The organism is Oceanobacillus sp. GQ8 (genome assembly GCF_059758495.1).
Genome location: NZ_JCAXEV010000006.1, coordinates 42175 through 55599, shown reverse-complemented (window position 1 = coordinate 55599; position 13425 = coordinate 42175). Strand labels below are relative to the sequence as shown.

Genomic DNA, 13425 nt, shown 5'->3' with positions numbered 1-13425 from the left:
TAAGGCATGAATTTGGATTTCAGCCAAATTGTGCCTTATATTCCTTTTATACTAGAGGGAATTGGGGCTACATTAAAATTTGTAAGTATATCAATTGTAATGGGTTTTGTGCTTGGTACATTACTCGCATTATGTAAAATAACGAAAGTACCATTTTTAAAGGGATTTGCTGTATTTTATACATCAGTGTTTCGTGGAACCCCACTTATTTTGCAATTAATGATTATTTATTTTGCTGTTCCACAGCTCACTGGCTATGATATCTCGGCATTTTTATCAGCTGTACTCACATTTGGGCTAAATTCTGCAGCTTATATTTCAGAGATTATAAGAGGTGGAATCCAGGCGGTGGATCGGGGGCAAACAGAAGCAGCCGAGGCCTTAGGAGTGCCTTATAAGCCAATGATGTTGAACATTATTCTTCCGCAGGCATTCAAAAATATTTTACCAGCCATGATGAACGAGTTTATAACCTTAACAAAAGAGTCCGCCCTCGTCTCCACAATCGGGTACTTGGATTTAATGCGGAGGGCGCAAATTGTGGGCTCCGATATTTACCGGAATTTTGAGCCACTAATTTTAGCAGGCCTTATTTACTGGGTGATGGTTTATATTCTTACGGTGGCAGGAAGTTTAGTGGAACGGAGGCTTCGTCAAAGTGATTAAAGCTGAAAAGATTACAAAAGTGTTTGGAAAGAATATGGTCCTTGAAGAGATATCCACTACTGTTCAACAAGGTGAAGTGGTAACCATTATTGGACCTTCAGGTTCTGGTAAATCAACATTCCTGCGTTGTTTAAATCTTTTAGAGGTTCCAACTTCAGGTGAGATATTTATGAACGGAAACGAGATCACATCTCCTAAAATTAATAAGCTGGAAATTAGAAAAAATATTGGGATGGTATTTCAACACTTTCATCTTTTTCCACATATGACCGTGCTTGAGAACGTTATTTATGCACCGCAAAAGGTAAAGGGCATAGACAAGTCAACGGCTGTGGAAAATGCGAAAAAGCTCTTAGCAAAGGTTGGGCTGACAGACAAAGAAAATGCCTATCCGAATCACTTATCAGGTGGACAAAAACAACGGGTAGCAATTGCGAGAGCGTTGGCGATGGAACCGGAAGTAATGTTGTTTGATGAACCTACTTCAGCACTTGATCCGGAAATGGTGAAAGAAGTGCTTGATGTTATTAAAGATTTGGCTGATACAGGGATTACGATGGTGATCGTGACACACGAAATGAACTTCGCTAAAGAAGTAGCAGACCGTGTATTATTCCTAGACCAAGGAAAGCTAGTGGAGGAAGGAAAACCGAAAGACTTTTTCCATGATCCGAAGTCTTCCAGAGCAAGAGACTTTCTAGATAAAGTATTGTAAAAAGCCTTTGATGTAGAATAGAGTAGTCAGGAAAGCAAAAGCCACGTGGGATCGAAACTTTTAAACGGAGTATCGAGTCTACGCGGCTTTTTTATTAGGTCTAGTTTAATATTTATCCCGGAGCAACCGTCCGTAAGACTCCCACTTCAAAACATGAAGTGAAACCGTGAAGTTTTTAGTGGGAGTAAACGGACGCTAACACCCCGATTCGTGCAACTAACAAACAGTGGGGGAAGAACAAAAACCCCCACTGTCTGAAGTTTTACTTTATTTTAACGCGTATTGGATTGCCTTTTCGAGTTCTTCTGGCTTCGTTTGTGGTGCAAAACGCTCTAAAACCTGCCCATCTTTGCCAACTAAAAACTTAGTGAAATTCCACTTGATTTGTTTCGTTAGTAGGCCTTTTGCTTCCTCGGTTAAATAGCTGAAAAGTGGATGTGCGTTTTTTCCTTTAACATCAACCTTGCTGAACATTGGAAAGGTAACCCCATAGTTTAGCTGACAAAATTCAGCAATCTCTTCATTTGATCCAGGATCCTGGCTGTTAAATTGATTGCATGGAAAACCTAAGATTTCAAGTCCTTGTTGATTGTACGTATCATAAAGCTTTTGCAACCCCTCTAGCTGAGAAGTAAAGCCGCACTTGCTTGCAGTGTTAACGATTAAGAGAACTTTTCCTTCGTACTGTGATAATGAAATTTCATTTCCGTTAATTGTTTCAGCTTTGAATTCATATACACTCATAATAAGCAAGCCTCCTTAGTAAAAGAATAGCAATGGTTCTGTAGCCTGTCCAAACAAACGCTTTTCGAAATAAAGTTAGAAAAAATCAGGTTTGCCTCCTAGTTAAAATTTTATATTTTCCTAACGTGAAAAAAGACGACCCATCTAGGCCGTCCTTTTTTATGAATGGTTATATTAAGCTTTTTGCTTAAGGGATTCGCCGATAGCAGTAAGTCTTTCTTCTACTTCTTGTTCGCTTAAACCATGTTCTTCTACATACAAGTTTCGTGGGCTTACCCGACATTCATGAGTACAGCCACGCATATATTTATGCTCATTTTCTTCAGAGCAGAGTATTTGTTGATTACATTCAGGATTTGCACAGTTTACGTAACGTTCGCATGGCTGTCCATCGAAATAATCTACGCCGACTACAACGTGTTCTTTTCGATTGATTGGCACAGAAATACGGTTATCGAATACATAGCATTGTCCGTCCCATAGTTCTCCTTGTACTTCTGGATCTTTTCCATAGCTTACGATGCCGCCGTGTAGTTGGCTTACGTCTTCAAAGCCTTCCTCAAGCAACCATCCGGAGAATTTTTCGCAACGGATTCCGCCTGTACAATAGGTTAGCACTTTCTTGTCTTTAAATTGTTCTTTATTTTCCTTAATCCAATCCGGAAGCTCGCGAAATGTTTCAATTTCCGGTCGGATAGCACCGCGAAAATGTCCTAGATCATATTCATAATCATTTCGAGCATCGATCACCACGGTATCTTCCTCTTGCATTGCTTCAAAGAATTCCTTTGGAGAAAGATAGTTACCTGTTGTTTCCAAAGGGTTAATGTCATCTTCAAGACGAAGAGACACAATTTCTTCCCGCGGGCGTACATGCATTTTTTTGAAGGCATGACCATCATGTTCGTCGATTTTAAACACCATGTCAGCAAAGCGTGGATCATTGTGCATTGCTTCCATATATTTTTCTGTTTGTTCTATTGTACCAGATACCGTTCCATTTATTCCTTCCGCTGCTACAAGGATTCTTCCTTTTAGCTCAAGCTCTTTACAGAACTGTAGATGCTCTGTAGCGAAGGATTCAGGATCGTCGATTGGTACATACTGATAATAAAGTAATACTTGATAATTTAAATTCTCCATGTTGATTACCACCTATCATTCATATTTGCAAGATATAAATGTTTGGTAGTCGTTATTCTATTTTATAATCTTGCAAGACATTATTTTATCACGTTTGAATTTCTTTTTCTAGTCCGTAACGTAGGTTAAGTGTATTACCCCTTTTAACAAATTAATTCCATTATAGGATTCGTGTTTCTCATAGTAAGAAAAGGGTAAATAAAGAAAGCCAGGTATCTTACATAATAAGTACGATGGAGGTGGGAATAATGGCGAAAGTACGTGTGGGATTGGTTTCTGCCCCAAATCTTCCAGCATATATAGCAGAAGAATTGTGTAAAGAATTGCCAGACAATTTTTCTGAAGTGATTGATAACGAAACAAGCTGGGAAGTAGAGACGACAATAGATACACTTGTCGGAGTTGCGGAAGAAACGAAGGAAGTGCTAGATAAAGCAAACAATATAAAAAAGGATAAAAACTGGGAGTATGTAATTTGTCTAACAGATATCCCGATTTTCTTTAAGAAAAAGATAGTTGTAGGTAATGCGAATTTGGACCATAAGGTGGGACAGGTATCTATTCCTGCATTTGGTGTCATGCCAATGCATAAAAGGATTCGCGTTATCATGATTGAGTTGATGAAAGAACTATATCACAATTCCAGTGAACGAGTTTCGCCAGAAGAACACACACTAGAAAATGGGGAAGATGCTGCTAAAAATATAGGTAGACAGTTTTTCTTCTCTCGTGTGAGGAGGTTAAATGCATCACCGGAAGAGCAGTTAGATTTTCGCTATATAATCCACTCTCGAGTCATCGGATATTTGCGTATACTGTTTGGCATGACGTTTGCCAACCGGCCGTGGGACGCATTACTTTCGTTTAAAAAGATAACGATGCTCTCTTTTGCATCCGGTGCCTATATTTCCATTTTCCCAAACCCTTGGGTGCTTAGTGTAGCCTACTCTCCGCTTAGACTAGTTTTCTTGTCTCTCTTGTCTATATTGGGAATGGTAACGTGGATTATTTTTTCCCATGATCTGTGGGAAAAACCATCACAACATGGAAAGAAGCGTTGGCGGGATTTATATAATCGTACGACATTTTTAACACTAACAAGTATTGTGTCTCTAAATTACATTGTTCTGTTTATTATGTTTCTTGCGGCTATATCCCTTCTCGTTCCCCCTGAATTATTTCAAATAAGGACCCAAGTTGAAGGTTCACCGTCTTTTGTTTATTATTTGAAGCTAGTCTGGTTGGTCACTTCATTCGGAACACTTGTTGGAGCGATAGGTACGGGGTTAGAGAGAGAGGAAAGAATTCGCAATGTTACCTACTCTTTTCGCCAACAGCAACGCTATTATGAAATAGGTGAGGAAGAAAACGAAGAGGATAAGAATGAGGATACTGAACCTGAAAAGAGGTGCAACCAATGACAAAGAAAATTGTAGTTGGATTAATTGCTGCTCCAGAGCTACCTGCAGCTATCGGGAAAAAGTATATTGAAAAGGTTCCTCACCATCTTCAAAAACTAATCGGAAAAGATGTTTCATGGGAAATGGAGTTTATTATAGATCCGCTTACTGGAGCAGCGGAGACAGTAGGTGAAATATTAGAGAAAGCAATTGAAATAAAGAAAGCGCAGGGTTGGGATTATGCAGTTTGTTTAACGGACCTCCCTCTATTTCACAATAAAAACATTGTGGGAGCAGATATTAGTCTGCACCATGCTGTTGCACAATTATCCATTCCTGTATTTGGCTGGCTGCCAACCAAGAGACGAATCGAGAAATCCATCATTCAAATAATTAGGGAGATTTATTATTATAAAGGCAATTCTGATAAAATTGATGAGATAGAGAAATCAGACCCTGAGGTTGTACTTCAGAAGCAATTTCCGGTTAGTCGGGTAAAACGACTCAGCTCCGATGATGATCATGTGGGAAAAGAAGCGCGCTATATTGTATTTCCCAAAAAACTAGGGATATTACGTTTGCTAATGGGAATGACACAAGCAAATCAACCGATGAGCATAATGCCTTCTTTTAAAAGAATAATTGCTATTGCTTTTTCTACAGGTATTTTTGGTCTCATCTTTACTACAATATGGGAATTAAGCTATCTTCTTAGCACATACAGGCTCTTGGGGCTAAATGTAGCGGCTGTTGTATTAATGGTATTCTGGATTATTACTGCACATAATCTTTGGGAAGGCTCGGCTACGCGATCAGATACTAAACTAAGACGAATATATAATCAAACTACAGTCCTCACATTACTTATATCTGTGTTAAGTTATTACGCCGTTTTATTCTTATTGTTTCTTATTGCAATCGTTATTGTAATACCGCCTGACGTGTATGTGTTTTCCATAAATCTAGAAGAAGAGTTTACGTTTCTATACTTCCTTCGATTAGCTTGGACTGCAACTTCAATTTCAACGATTGTTGGCGCAATTGGCGCAAGTCTGGAAAATGAAGAATTAGTCCGTGATATAACGTATGGATATCGACAAAAGCGAAGGTATGATGAGATAAACTCTAAAAAATAGGGAAACGCTTACTATCAAGTCGCTCAGGGAATAAACAACCAGAAGTTTTTTTGAAAATAACATCTCTAATTACTTGCTTTTTAATCTAGAAAAGGTTAAAGTGGATATTAGCAAAAGGAAATTGAAGTTTGAATAATACTTTACGATCTCTTTATCAAAGTGGTGTAAAAGTATTTATGATTCAATTACTTTGCACGATATTTTGTATAAGGAGGTCATTTTAATGACTGGTAAAGTAAAATGGTTTAACGCAGAAAAAGGCTTCGGTTTCATCGAGCGCGAAGACGGAGACGATGTATTCGTACATTTCTCAGCTATCCAATCAGAAGGTTTCAAAACTCTTGAAGAAGGTCAAGACGTTGAATTTGAAATCGTTGAAGGTAACCGCGGACCGCAAGCAGCTAACGTTGTTCGCCTATAATAGTTAATTACAAAAAGGTTTATCTCATCCGTGAGATAAACCTTTTTTTGTACCATAGAGTAATGGCTATCAGGAAAGTTAAAGCAGCTAACGGACTAATAGGAATGACCGAAAAAAAGGGGGAAGAGCATGGAAAGTTTTAACTGGAAAGAAACGGCTGAAGTAGAATGGGATAGCCGGGCCGACTTTTGGCATGAACGTAGCAGGAACATGTGGGAAACAGGCAGCAGAAAGACTATTCTTCCTTTTATACAACGACATATTAAAAAGGGAAGCGATTTACTGGACGTTGGGGGTGGGGATGGATATGGCTCCTATTTGCTAAACAAGGCAGGTTATAGCGTGACGGGTGTCGACCTTTCCGTTGAAATGATCACACATGCTAAAAAGACGGCGCCACAGCGTGAAATCGTCTTTCAAAAAGCGGATGTAAATGATTTACCCTTCCCGACAAATTCATTTGATGCAATCATGGCCGTTAATGTTTTAGAATGGACTGAGAATCCATTCCATGCATTAAAGGAAATGAATCGAGTTACAAAAGAGGGAGGATACCTTTGCGTTGGTATTTTGGGACCAACGGCTGGGCCACGTGTGAACAGTTTTCCCAGGTTATATGGTGAAAACGCAATATGCAACACCATGATGCCATGGGAACTTAAAAAGCTGGCAATGCAGGTAAATCTTCAACATATTGATGACATTGGAGTTTATAAAAAAGAAGTGAAACCAACGAAGGTAGAGAACATGCCACTGGACCTAAAACAAGCACTATCCTTCATGTGGGTGTATCTCTTTAAGAAGTAAGGAGGATTACAATGGATAAAAAGGAAATGGAAGATCAGGTAATAAAAAGTTACCAAAGTGATGAAAAAATGATGATCTTAATCTATGCACAATGGTGTATCAATAATGATTTAGATCCCGAAACGTTATATGTTAAAGCCTATCCGAATCAGCTACATAACCCATCCTTAGCGGAAGCAATGGAGCTTACGGTACCGAAGAAAGAGTCTGAAGAAATACCAACACATACGGTGTTACAGGTGCTACAGTTGTTCGGCAATGATGACTTAGCCTTTATTGTCCAAAGTGAATTGGATAAACAAAAGAGAGAACAGAAATAATCTGTTCTCCATCTTTTACCTCTTATTGTTCGAATAGTTTTATAAGTGCCTGAGTACCACTATCATTTTCACCTTTTTCTGCTAGCTCTTTGTAAAGCTTAAGTGAAAGAGCCAACCCTGGGGTCTCCATGCCAAGCTCCTTAGCAGATTCTAATGCAAGGGTCATATCCTTGATAAAGTGCTTTACATAAAATCCCGGTGCATCATCGCCAGCAATCATTCTTGGTGCTAATTTTGACAAAGAGAAACTCCCTGCGGCACCCGTTGTAATGGTGTCAAGCACCCTAGATGGATCTAGCCCTGCTTTTTTTGCATAGACAATCGCTTCACATACCCCAATCATGTTTGAAGCAATCGCAATTTGATTACTTAACTTTGTATGCTGTCCAGCGCCTGCTTCACCCTGTAGAATAATATTTTCTCCCATTGCCTCCAATACAGGAAGTACTGTAGTAAATGCTTCTTCATCACCACCAGCCATAATGGCTAGTGCACCATTTTTAGCACCAATATCCCCCCCGGATACAGGGGCATCTAATGCTTGGATACCTTTTTCTTTTGCGCGATCGTAAATTTCTTTAGCTAATGCAGGTTTTGATGTTGTCATGTCAATTAGGTAGCTTCCAGGATTAGCATGTGCGAGCAATCCATCTTTGCCGAGATAAACCTCTTCAACATCCTGAGGATAGCCAACAATGGTGATGATAATATGGTTAGAGGTAGCAAGATCTTTTACAGAGTCTGCCCACTCTGCGCCTAGTTCCAATAATGGAAGTGCTTTTTCTTTTGTCCGGGTGTAGACCGTTACGGAAAACCCATCTTGCATTAGATTTTCAACCATGCTGCTTCCCATAACTCCTGTTCCAATAAACCCAATTCGCTGTTCCTTAATATCCATTATTTCACGCCTCCTAATTGAATTTCATGTGCTTATTTGTCCTATTTCTTTATGTACCCTCGAGTGTTTCTTTTTAAAAAGTATAGCATAAAAAGGAGGTATACAATGTGTGTATACCTCCCTAATACTTGTTAACTTTTGAATATATTATCGATCTCATTCATTTCTTCAGTGGTCAATTCCACATTGAGTGTCTGTAGGTTATTTAATACTTGATTAGCACGTTTTGCGCCAGGAATAACCACGTCAATAGCATCCCTTGTTAAATACCACGCTAGCACGACATGTGCGACCTCGACATTTTTATTATTAGCTATTTTACGTACCTTTTCCACCTTTTCCAGATTACGAAGGAATGTTTCACCTTGGAAGTTTGGAGCCTTAGCACGGCCATCCTCAAAGGTAGTGTTTTTATCGTATTTCCCTGCAAGTAAACCAGAAGCAAACGGGAAATAGGGTACAAAGGAAATGTTGTTTTCTGTTGTATAAGGGAAATATTCGGTTTCTGCAGTTCTGTTCAGAAGATTATATTCTCCCTGAAGTACATCCACATAGCCGTCTTTATTAGCCTCTTTTAGTTGATCAAGAGAAAAATTAGATACACCGATTGCTTTTATTTTACCCTGATCTTTCAGTTCTTTTAATGCACCAACCGCTTCATCCTTAGGAGTTTCTTCATCTGGGAAGTGGATATAAAATAAATCAATATAATCTGTTTGAAGGCGTTTAAGACTATCTTCCACAGATTGCTTTAAAAAAGCGGGTGAATTATCGAAAACGATATCCTTTCCAACAAATTTGTGCGCACCCTTGGTTGCAAGTACTACTTCCTGACGTTTACCCGTTTCTTTAATAACTTGTCCAACAAGTTCTTCTGAACGTTCTGGACCATAAATGAAAGCAGTATCCAAAAAGTTCATACCATTTTCAATGGCTGTTTTAACTAATTCTTTGCCTGCCTCTTCGTCAAGATTCGGATAAATATTGTGTCCACCAACAGCGTTTGTCCCTAAGCCAATCGGATTAACTGTCAGCTCTGTTTGTCCTATTTTCGTCTTGTGTTCCATGGGAAATATCCTCTCCTTCTTAAGCGTTGTGAATTATCCTTTACGATAACCCCTGCATATAATAGTATAAGGAAAAAAGCAAAGGAAGGAAAAGAAATGAACTGGCATACAAAAGCATTTTCTGAACTAACGACTACTGAACTATATAAACTTTTGAAAGCAAGAACGGACGTATTTGTCGTCGAGCAAAACTGCGCCTATCCGGAATTAGATAATTTGGACCAGGAAAGCATCCACTTATATTTAGAAGAAGAAGGGGATGTCGCTGCGCTGGTACGTATTATTCCTGCAGGTAACAAATACACAGAAGCCTCGATTGGAAGAGTAATGGTGGTCAATAAATTCCGTGGCAAGGGCTATGCGAGAAACGTGATGGAAAGAGCTTTGCAATTTATCACGGAAGAATGGAAAGAATCTAGGATTAAGATTCAGGCCCAAGAATATTTAAAAGCGTTTTACCAATCACTCGGGTTTAAGCAAATGACAGAGCCATATTTGGATGATGGGATTTTACATATTGACATGATTTGGGAGTCGAAATAAAGAATCACCCTCGATTGTTTTGCACATAGTATACCTACATAGTTAAAGCAATTAGAGGAGGATCCATATGATCACCAAAGAGCAACTATTACAATGTAAAGCAGACTTGGTGCAAAGGCAGAATGAACTGATAAATCATATACAGGATCATTTTGGTACAACACTTGAATTGGCGAAGGAATCGGTGAGTGAACTTTCCAATTATGATAACCACCCTGGTGATATGGGGACAGAACTTTTTGAAAGAGAAAAGGATATTGCCTTGAACGAGCTTGCTGAAACAGAGCTTGAAGATATTAATAAGGCCTTGCATGCGATAGAGGAAGGGACATATGGCATATGTAGCCAATGTGGCGCAGATATTCCCTTTGAAAGGTTAGCGGCTCTGCCAACTGCAGACCGCTGTATGGAGCATGCCGGAAATAATGTAATCTTTGAAGAAGACCGTACTGTAGAAGAAGAGGTCTTTAGCCCAAACATTAACCCAGATGAAGAAACAGAGGAAAACCAGGTCTCCTATGATGCGGAAGACAGTTGGCAGGAAGTAAGCAGATACGGCACTTCCGAAACAACTTCTGATTTTTATGGGGATCATGAGGATTATGATGCAATGTATCCGAACAGTGATGAACTTGTAGGTTCTGCAGAAAATGTAGAAGAGTTTCTCGCCGCAGATATTGATGGAAAGTTTGAAGGGGTTACCTATAACCACAATCGTTATGAAAAGAATCTCGATTCAGTGGAAAGTGATAGTGATGATGAAACCATATAGTCCATACTTCCGTATTATTAATTAGAGGGAGTGGAGAAGATGAGTGAACAAACGGGTTGTATTAAATGCGGGAGTGCTGATGCAGATTCGAAGGAAGTTGCCATGACAGGGACTGGCCTATCCAAAATGTTTGATATGCAGCATAATCAATTTCTTGTTGTGTACTGTAAAAACTGCGGATACTCCGAATTTTATAATAAGAAAAGTTCAAGTGGCAGTAATGTAATTGATTTATTTTTTGGATAGCAAAAAGCGGACCTTTTGGAAAGGTCCGCTTTTTTCATCTCATTTAGAACAAGCTGCCCATCATGCCACCAAGTAAGGTATCCACTATATTAGCTAAAAGGTAACCAGAGGCTAGTAAGGTTACAAAGTAAATACCGATTAGCAAGTAAATTCGATCAAATGCTGGAGCGGGTCTTTCAAGTAAGATAAGAGTTGGTACTAAAAGAATTGGCCCTATCAAACCAATTAGAAGAATGTTCCCCGAAAGAGGGATCTCAATAAGTGCAAGCAAAGAGCCTAAGACGGTTAAAACTAAAAACGGCACCGAATATGCCCCGGTCTTCGCTACAACATCTGTAAATGATAAGGATTGCCCGCCGATCTTCACACCAGCAAATGTAATGGCTGCTATAACACCGAACAAAACTAAAAACTGGATAAGTGGTAACAGAAAGCTGTCAACAAAGGAAACCCGCATGAAATAAGAACCAATGCTACTTGAGATTATGTACGATCCAAGGGAGATTAGCAGGGAAAAAATGACGATAGTTATAATACCTGAAATCAATTGGCTGCTTGTGACGTTCTGTCCTTCGCTAGGCTTTTTCAAAAGTTTTACAAAGAACGACCCAAACTGCGAAGTCTCTCTTTTTACTGTTTCCATAAAATCATTCGATTGACTCTGGTTTTGCTGCTGTCCTGATGCTAGTGGCTGGCTCGGTTCACCAACATTGCTTTCCTGCTCTAAGGTAGGATCAGTGTTTACAGGTTCCTGAGTAGCTGCATTATTTTCCACAGGCAACGGCGCACCACAATTCGTGCAAAACTTTCCTTCTTCCGTTTGCTGTCCACAATTTGGACAAATCATAAAATCACTCCTTCTTATTATTTGGATACTTACATGCATTCGACAAAAAAGGTGTAAATCCTGTTTTTGTTGGAAAATATTAATACATCAAAACGAATTAAACTTCCCGCAGATCAATATTAGAAGAAATGTACGCACCCTATATAAGTATAATGTGAAAAAACCAAAAAAAGAAGGGAGGATAGTCCCCCCTTCTAAAGAATTTCACGTGACGTTTATTGTTCTGTTTCTCCTGCTTGCAAGGTAACCTCAGCAGTTTTTTGTTCTCCGTCACGATAGTACTCTATTTCAACTGTATCCCCAACTGCAGCGTCGGAGTACAGGAATTTTCTTAGCTCTAAAATGGAAGTGATTGCATTCCCATTAATTTGTGTGATGACATCAAATCTTTGTAGACCTGCTGATTCTGCAGAGGATCCAGCTTGTACGTCTGCAATGACCATGCCGCCATCTACTTTTTCAGGAAGCTCAATCTCACTCCGAAATTGGGCAGGAACCTGGCTCAAGGAAGCAGTGCTAATACCGATAAGCGGACGTTCAATCTCCCCGTTCTGCTCTAATTGATCCATAATAGGTAGTGCTGTGTCCATTGGTATTGCAAAGCTAATTCCCTCTACCTCTTCACGGGCAATCTTCATGGAATTAATTCCAATTACTTCTCCATTTCCATTAACGAGCGCTCCACCACTATTACCAGGATTAATAGCAGCGTCAGTTTGGATTACTTCTGTTACCCAGTCTGCTTGTTGGTCCCCATTTGTATCCATGCTTACAGAACGGTTTAGTCCACTGACAATTCCTTTGGTAATCGTATTAGCGAATTCAATCCCTAAAGGGTTACCGATGGCAACAACCGTTTCACCTACTGTAAGGTCCTCAGAGCTGCCGATACTCGCCACTGTATCAATTTTTTCTCCATCTACCTCAAGTACTGCTAAATCTGTTAAGGCGTCAGTACCGAGTACTGTTGCATTAATGTGTTCTTCGTCATCTAACACAACTTCGACCTCTTCGGCGCCTTCCACAACATGTTGATTTGTAACAACATATGCTTTACCATTTTCCTTCTTATATACAATCCCCGATCCAGTTCCAGCTTCTTGGCTATCTGTCCAAACGTTTTGTTGCTGCATATTGCTAACACCAACTACGGCCTTCGCTGTTTCTTCAATACTGGAAGAAAGGGTTGCGTCATCCGATGCTAGTGTTTGCACAATATCCGGAGTTGAGGAAGAGTTAGCGCCATCCCCTCCTGAAACCGAAGAACTTGTATTTATTGGAATAATATTTGTCATAATAAGGGCAATGATTAGAGCAACAGATACAATTCCTCCTGATAAACCACCAAGTATGAAGTGTAGTCCGCTTTTGCTTTTAGTTGGTTTGCCATTTTCAGACCGCTGTTCCGCTGGCGTAGATTCATGATGAACTGTATGCTCTTGTTGCGTAAGATAATCATCGTTTTCTGTCCCACTGTCTTGTTCCAGGTTCCGTTCAGATATTTCCTGGGTTTCATTCCTTTCCGGTTCTCCTTGATGATTTGTATTATATTTGTCTTGGTCCATTGATTATCACCCTTTCGTTGATTTCGATCTATAAGTTGAGTATACCCACAGGTTTTGGGAAACATTTGGTATAAATGTGGTAGAAATGTGTAAAAGTGATAGCTTGTTCAACGGTTAGGTCTTATGTAAAAATAG

The 13425-nt window shown here is 39.5% G+C and carries 16 protein-coding genes; 10 read left to right on the top strand and 6 right to left on the bottom strand.

What is annotated here, in order from left to right; translation table 11 throughout:
- Positions 1–6: 6 nt before the first annotated feature.
- Positions 7–666, top strand: coding sequence for an amino acid ABC transporter permease (locus tag AC6CHS_RS17395; protein ID WP_498237996.1), 660 nt, complete (start codon positions 7–9; stop codon positions 664–666).
- Entirely contained in the window at positions 659–1381 is a 723-nt protein-coding gene (locus AC6CHS_RS17390; protein ID WP_498237995.1) for an amino acid ABC transporter ATP-binding protein, read from the top strand. The genes AC6CHS_RS17395 and AC6CHS_RS17390 overlap by 8 nt, the downstream gene beginning before the upstream one ends.
- A gap of 267 nt (positions 1382–1648) precedes the next feature.
- Here the strand turns inward: AC6CHS_RS17390 and AC6CHS_RS17385 are convergent, their stop codons facing one another.
- Both AC6CHS_RS17385 and trhO read right to left on the bottom strand, forming a co-directional pair.
- Positions 1649–2125 (bottom strand): glutathione peroxidase, encoded by a 477-nt coding sequence (locus AC6CHS_RS17385; RefSeq protein ID WP_498237994.1) that lies wholly within the window; start codon positions 2123–2125, stop codon positions 1649–1651.
- Positions 2126–2299: 174 nt separating this feature from the next.
- Positions 2300–3268, bottom strand: a complete 969-nt coding sequence (gene trhO, locus AC6CHS_RS17380) for an oxygen-dependent tRNA uridine(34) hydroxylase TrhO (RefSeq protein ID WP_498237993.1) — start codon at positions 3266–3268, stop codon at positions 2300–2302.
- A gap of 248 nt (positions 3269–3516) precedes the next feature.
- Between trhO and AC6CHS_RS17375 the strand changes: the two genes are divergently transcribed.
- The 5 genes from AC6CHS_RS17375 (at position 3517) to yxiS (ending at position 7352) form a co-directional block, all read left to right on the top strand.
- On the top strand, positions 3517–4689 hold the full coding sequence (locus AC6CHS_RS17375) for a hypothetical protein (RefSeq protein WP_498237992.1): 1173 nt from the start codon (positions 3517–3519) through the stop codon (positions 4687–4689).
- Positions 4686–5804 carry a 5,10-methylene-tetrahydrofolate dehydrogenase gene (locus AC6CHS_RS17370; RefSeq protein WP_498237991.1) on the top strand — a complete coding sequence of 373 codons (1119 nt, stop codon included), beginning with the start codon at positions 4686–4688 and terminating at the stop codon, positions 5802–5804. The genes AC6CHS_RS17375 and AC6CHS_RS17370 overlap by 4 nt, the downstream gene beginning before the upstream one ends.
- Positions 5805–6027: 223 nt before the next feature.
- Complete coding sequence (locus tag AC6CHS_RS17365; protein ID WP_036577114.1) at positions 6028–6225, top strand: cold shock domain-containing protein; 198 nt, start codon at positions 6028–6030, stop codon at positions 6223–6225.
- Positions 6226–6354: 129 nt separating this feature from the next.
- Positions 6355–7032, top strand: coding sequence for a class I SAM-dependent methyltransferase (locus AC6CHS_RS17360; protein WP_498237990.1), 678 nt, complete (start codon positions 6355–6357; stop codon positions 7030–7032).
- An 11-nt stretch (positions 7033–7043) separates the two neighbouring features.
- A complete protein-coding gene (yxiS, locus tag AC6CHS_RS17355) occupies positions 7044–7352 on the top strand; it encodes a protein YxiS (protein ID WP_498237989.1) in 309 nt (102 codons plus the stop codon).
- 22 nt (positions 7353–7374) lie between these two features.
- On the opposite strand, the gene AC6CHS_RS17350 is transcribed toward yxiS, so the two are convergent.
- Positions 7375–8250, bottom strand: a complete 876-nt coding sequence (locus AC6CHS_RS17350) for an NAD(P)-dependent oxidoreductase (RefSeq protein ID WP_498237988.1) — start codon at positions 8248–8250, stop codon at positions 7375–7377.
- 131 nt (positions 8251–8381) lie between these two features.
- On the bottom strand, positions 8382–9317 hold the full coding sequence (locus tag AC6CHS_RS17345) for an aldo/keto reductase (protein ID WP_058949330.1): 936 nt from the start codon (positions 9315–9317) through the stop codon (positions 8382–8384).
- A gap of 96 nt (positions 9318–9413) precedes the next feature.
- Between AC6CHS_RS17345 and AC6CHS_RS17340 the strand changes: the two genes are divergently transcribed.
- The 3 genes from AC6CHS_RS17340 to AC6CHS_RS17330 all read left to right on the top strand — a co-directional run bounded on the left by AC6CHS_RS17340 (position 9414) and on the right by AC6CHS_RS17330 (position 10878).
- Positions 9414–9860 (top strand): GNAT family N-acetyltransferase, encoded by a 447-nt coding sequence (locus AC6CHS_RS17340; protein WP_498237987.1) that lies wholly within the window; start codon positions 9414–9416, stop codon positions 9858–9860.
- A 67-nt stretch (positions 9861–9927) separates the two neighbouring features.
- On the top strand, positions 9928–10632 hold the full coding sequence (locus AC6CHS_RS17335; protein ID WP_498237986.1) for a TraR/DksA C4-type zinc finger protein: 705 nt from the start codon (positions 9928–9930) through the stop codon (positions 10630–10632).
- Between the two features lie 39 nt (positions 10633–10671).
- Positions 10672–10878, top strand: coding sequence for a zinc ribbon domain-containing protein (locus AC6CHS_RS17330; protein ID WP_498237985.1), 207 nt, complete (start codon positions 10672–10674; stop codon positions 10876–10878).
- Positions 10879–10921: 43 nt separating this feature from the next.
- Here AC6CHS_RS17330 and AC6CHS_RS17325 read toward each other — a convergent pair whose 3' ends face one another.
- Together AC6CHS_RS17325 and AC6CHS_RS17320 are read right to left on the bottom strand one after the other, a co-directional pair.
- Positions 10922–11725, bottom strand: a complete 804-nt coding sequence (locus tag AC6CHS_RS17325) for a zinc ribbon domain-containing protein (RefSeq protein ID WP_498237984.1) — start codon at positions 11723–11725, stop codon at positions 10922–10924.
- Positions 11726–11940: 215 nt separating this feature from the next.
- Positions 11941–13290 (bottom strand): S1C family serine protease, encoded by a 1350-nt coding sequence (locus AC6CHS_RS17320; protein WP_498237983.1) that lies wholly within the window; start codon positions 13288–13290, stop codon positions 11941–11943.
- Positions 13291–13425: the final 135 nt, after the last annotated feature.

What these genes read in the sequence shown, in the direction of transcription:
- AC6CHS_RS17330 (WP_498237985.1), top strand. Translation starts at nt 10,672, where the DNA reads ATGAGTGAACAAACGGGTTGTATTAAATGCGGGAGTGCTGATGCAGAT.
- AC6CHS_RS17345 (WP_058949330.1), bottom strand. Translation starts at nt 9,317, where the DNA reads ATGGAACACAAGACGAAAATAGGACAAACAGAGCTGACAGTTAATCCG.
- AC6CHS_RS17365 (WP_036577114.1), top strand. Translation starts at nt 6,028, where the DNA reads ATGACTGGTAAAGTAAAATGGTTTAACGCAGAAAAAGGCTTCGGTTTC.
- AC6CHS_RS17320 (WP_498237983.1), bottom strand. Translation starts at nt 13,290, where the DNA reads ATGGACCAAGACAAATATAATACAAATCATCAAGGAGAACCGGAAAGG.
- AC6CHS_RS17370 (WP_498237991.1), top strand. Translation starts at nt 4,686, where the DNA reads ATGACAAAGAAAATTGTAGTTGGATTAATTGCTGCTCCAGAGCTACCT.
- trhO (WP_498237993.1), bottom strand. Translation starts at nt 3,268, where the DNA reads ATGGAGAATTTAAATTATCAAGTATTACTTTATTATCAGTATGTACCA.
- AC6CHS_RS17350 (WP_498237988.1), bottom strand. Translation starts at nt 8,250, where the DNA reads ATGGATATTAAGGAACAGCGAATTGGGTTTATTGGAACAGGAGTTATG.
- AC6CHS_RS17340 (WP_498237987.1), top strand. Translation starts at nt 9,414, where the DNA reads ATGAACTGGCATACAAAAGCATTTTCTGAACTAACGACTACTGAACTA.
- AC6CHS_RS17335 (WP_498237986.1), top strand. Translation starts at nt 9,928, where the DNA reads ATGATCACCAAAGAGCAACTATTACAATGTAAAGCAGACTTGGTGCAA.
- AC6CHS_RS17325 (WP_498237984.1), bottom strand. Translation starts at nt 11,725, where the DNA reads ATGATTTGTCCAAATTGTGGACAGCAAACGGAAGAAGGAAAGTTTTGC.
- AC6CHS_RS17360 (WP_498237990.1), top strand. Translation starts at nt 6,355, where the DNA reads ATGGAAAGTTTTAACTGGAAAGAAACGGCTGAAGTAGAATGGGATAGC.
- AC6CHS_RS17385 (WP_498237994.1), bottom strand. Translation starts at nt 2,125, where the DNA reads ATGAGTGTATATGAATTCAAAGCTGAAACAATTAACGGAAATGAAATT.
- AC6CHS_RS17395 (WP_498237996.1), top strand. Translation starts at nt 7, where the DNA reads ATGAATTTGGATTTCAGCCAAATTGTGCCTTATATTCCTTTTATACTA.
- AC6CHS_RS17375 (WP_498237992.1), top strand. Translation starts at nt 3,517, where the DNA reads ATGGCGAAAGTACGTGTGGGATTGGTTTCTGCCCCAAATCTTCCAGCA.
- yxiS (WP_498237989.1), top strand. Translation starts at nt 7,044, where the DNA reads ATGGATAAAAAGGAAATGGAAGATCAGGTAATAAAAAGTTACCAAAGT.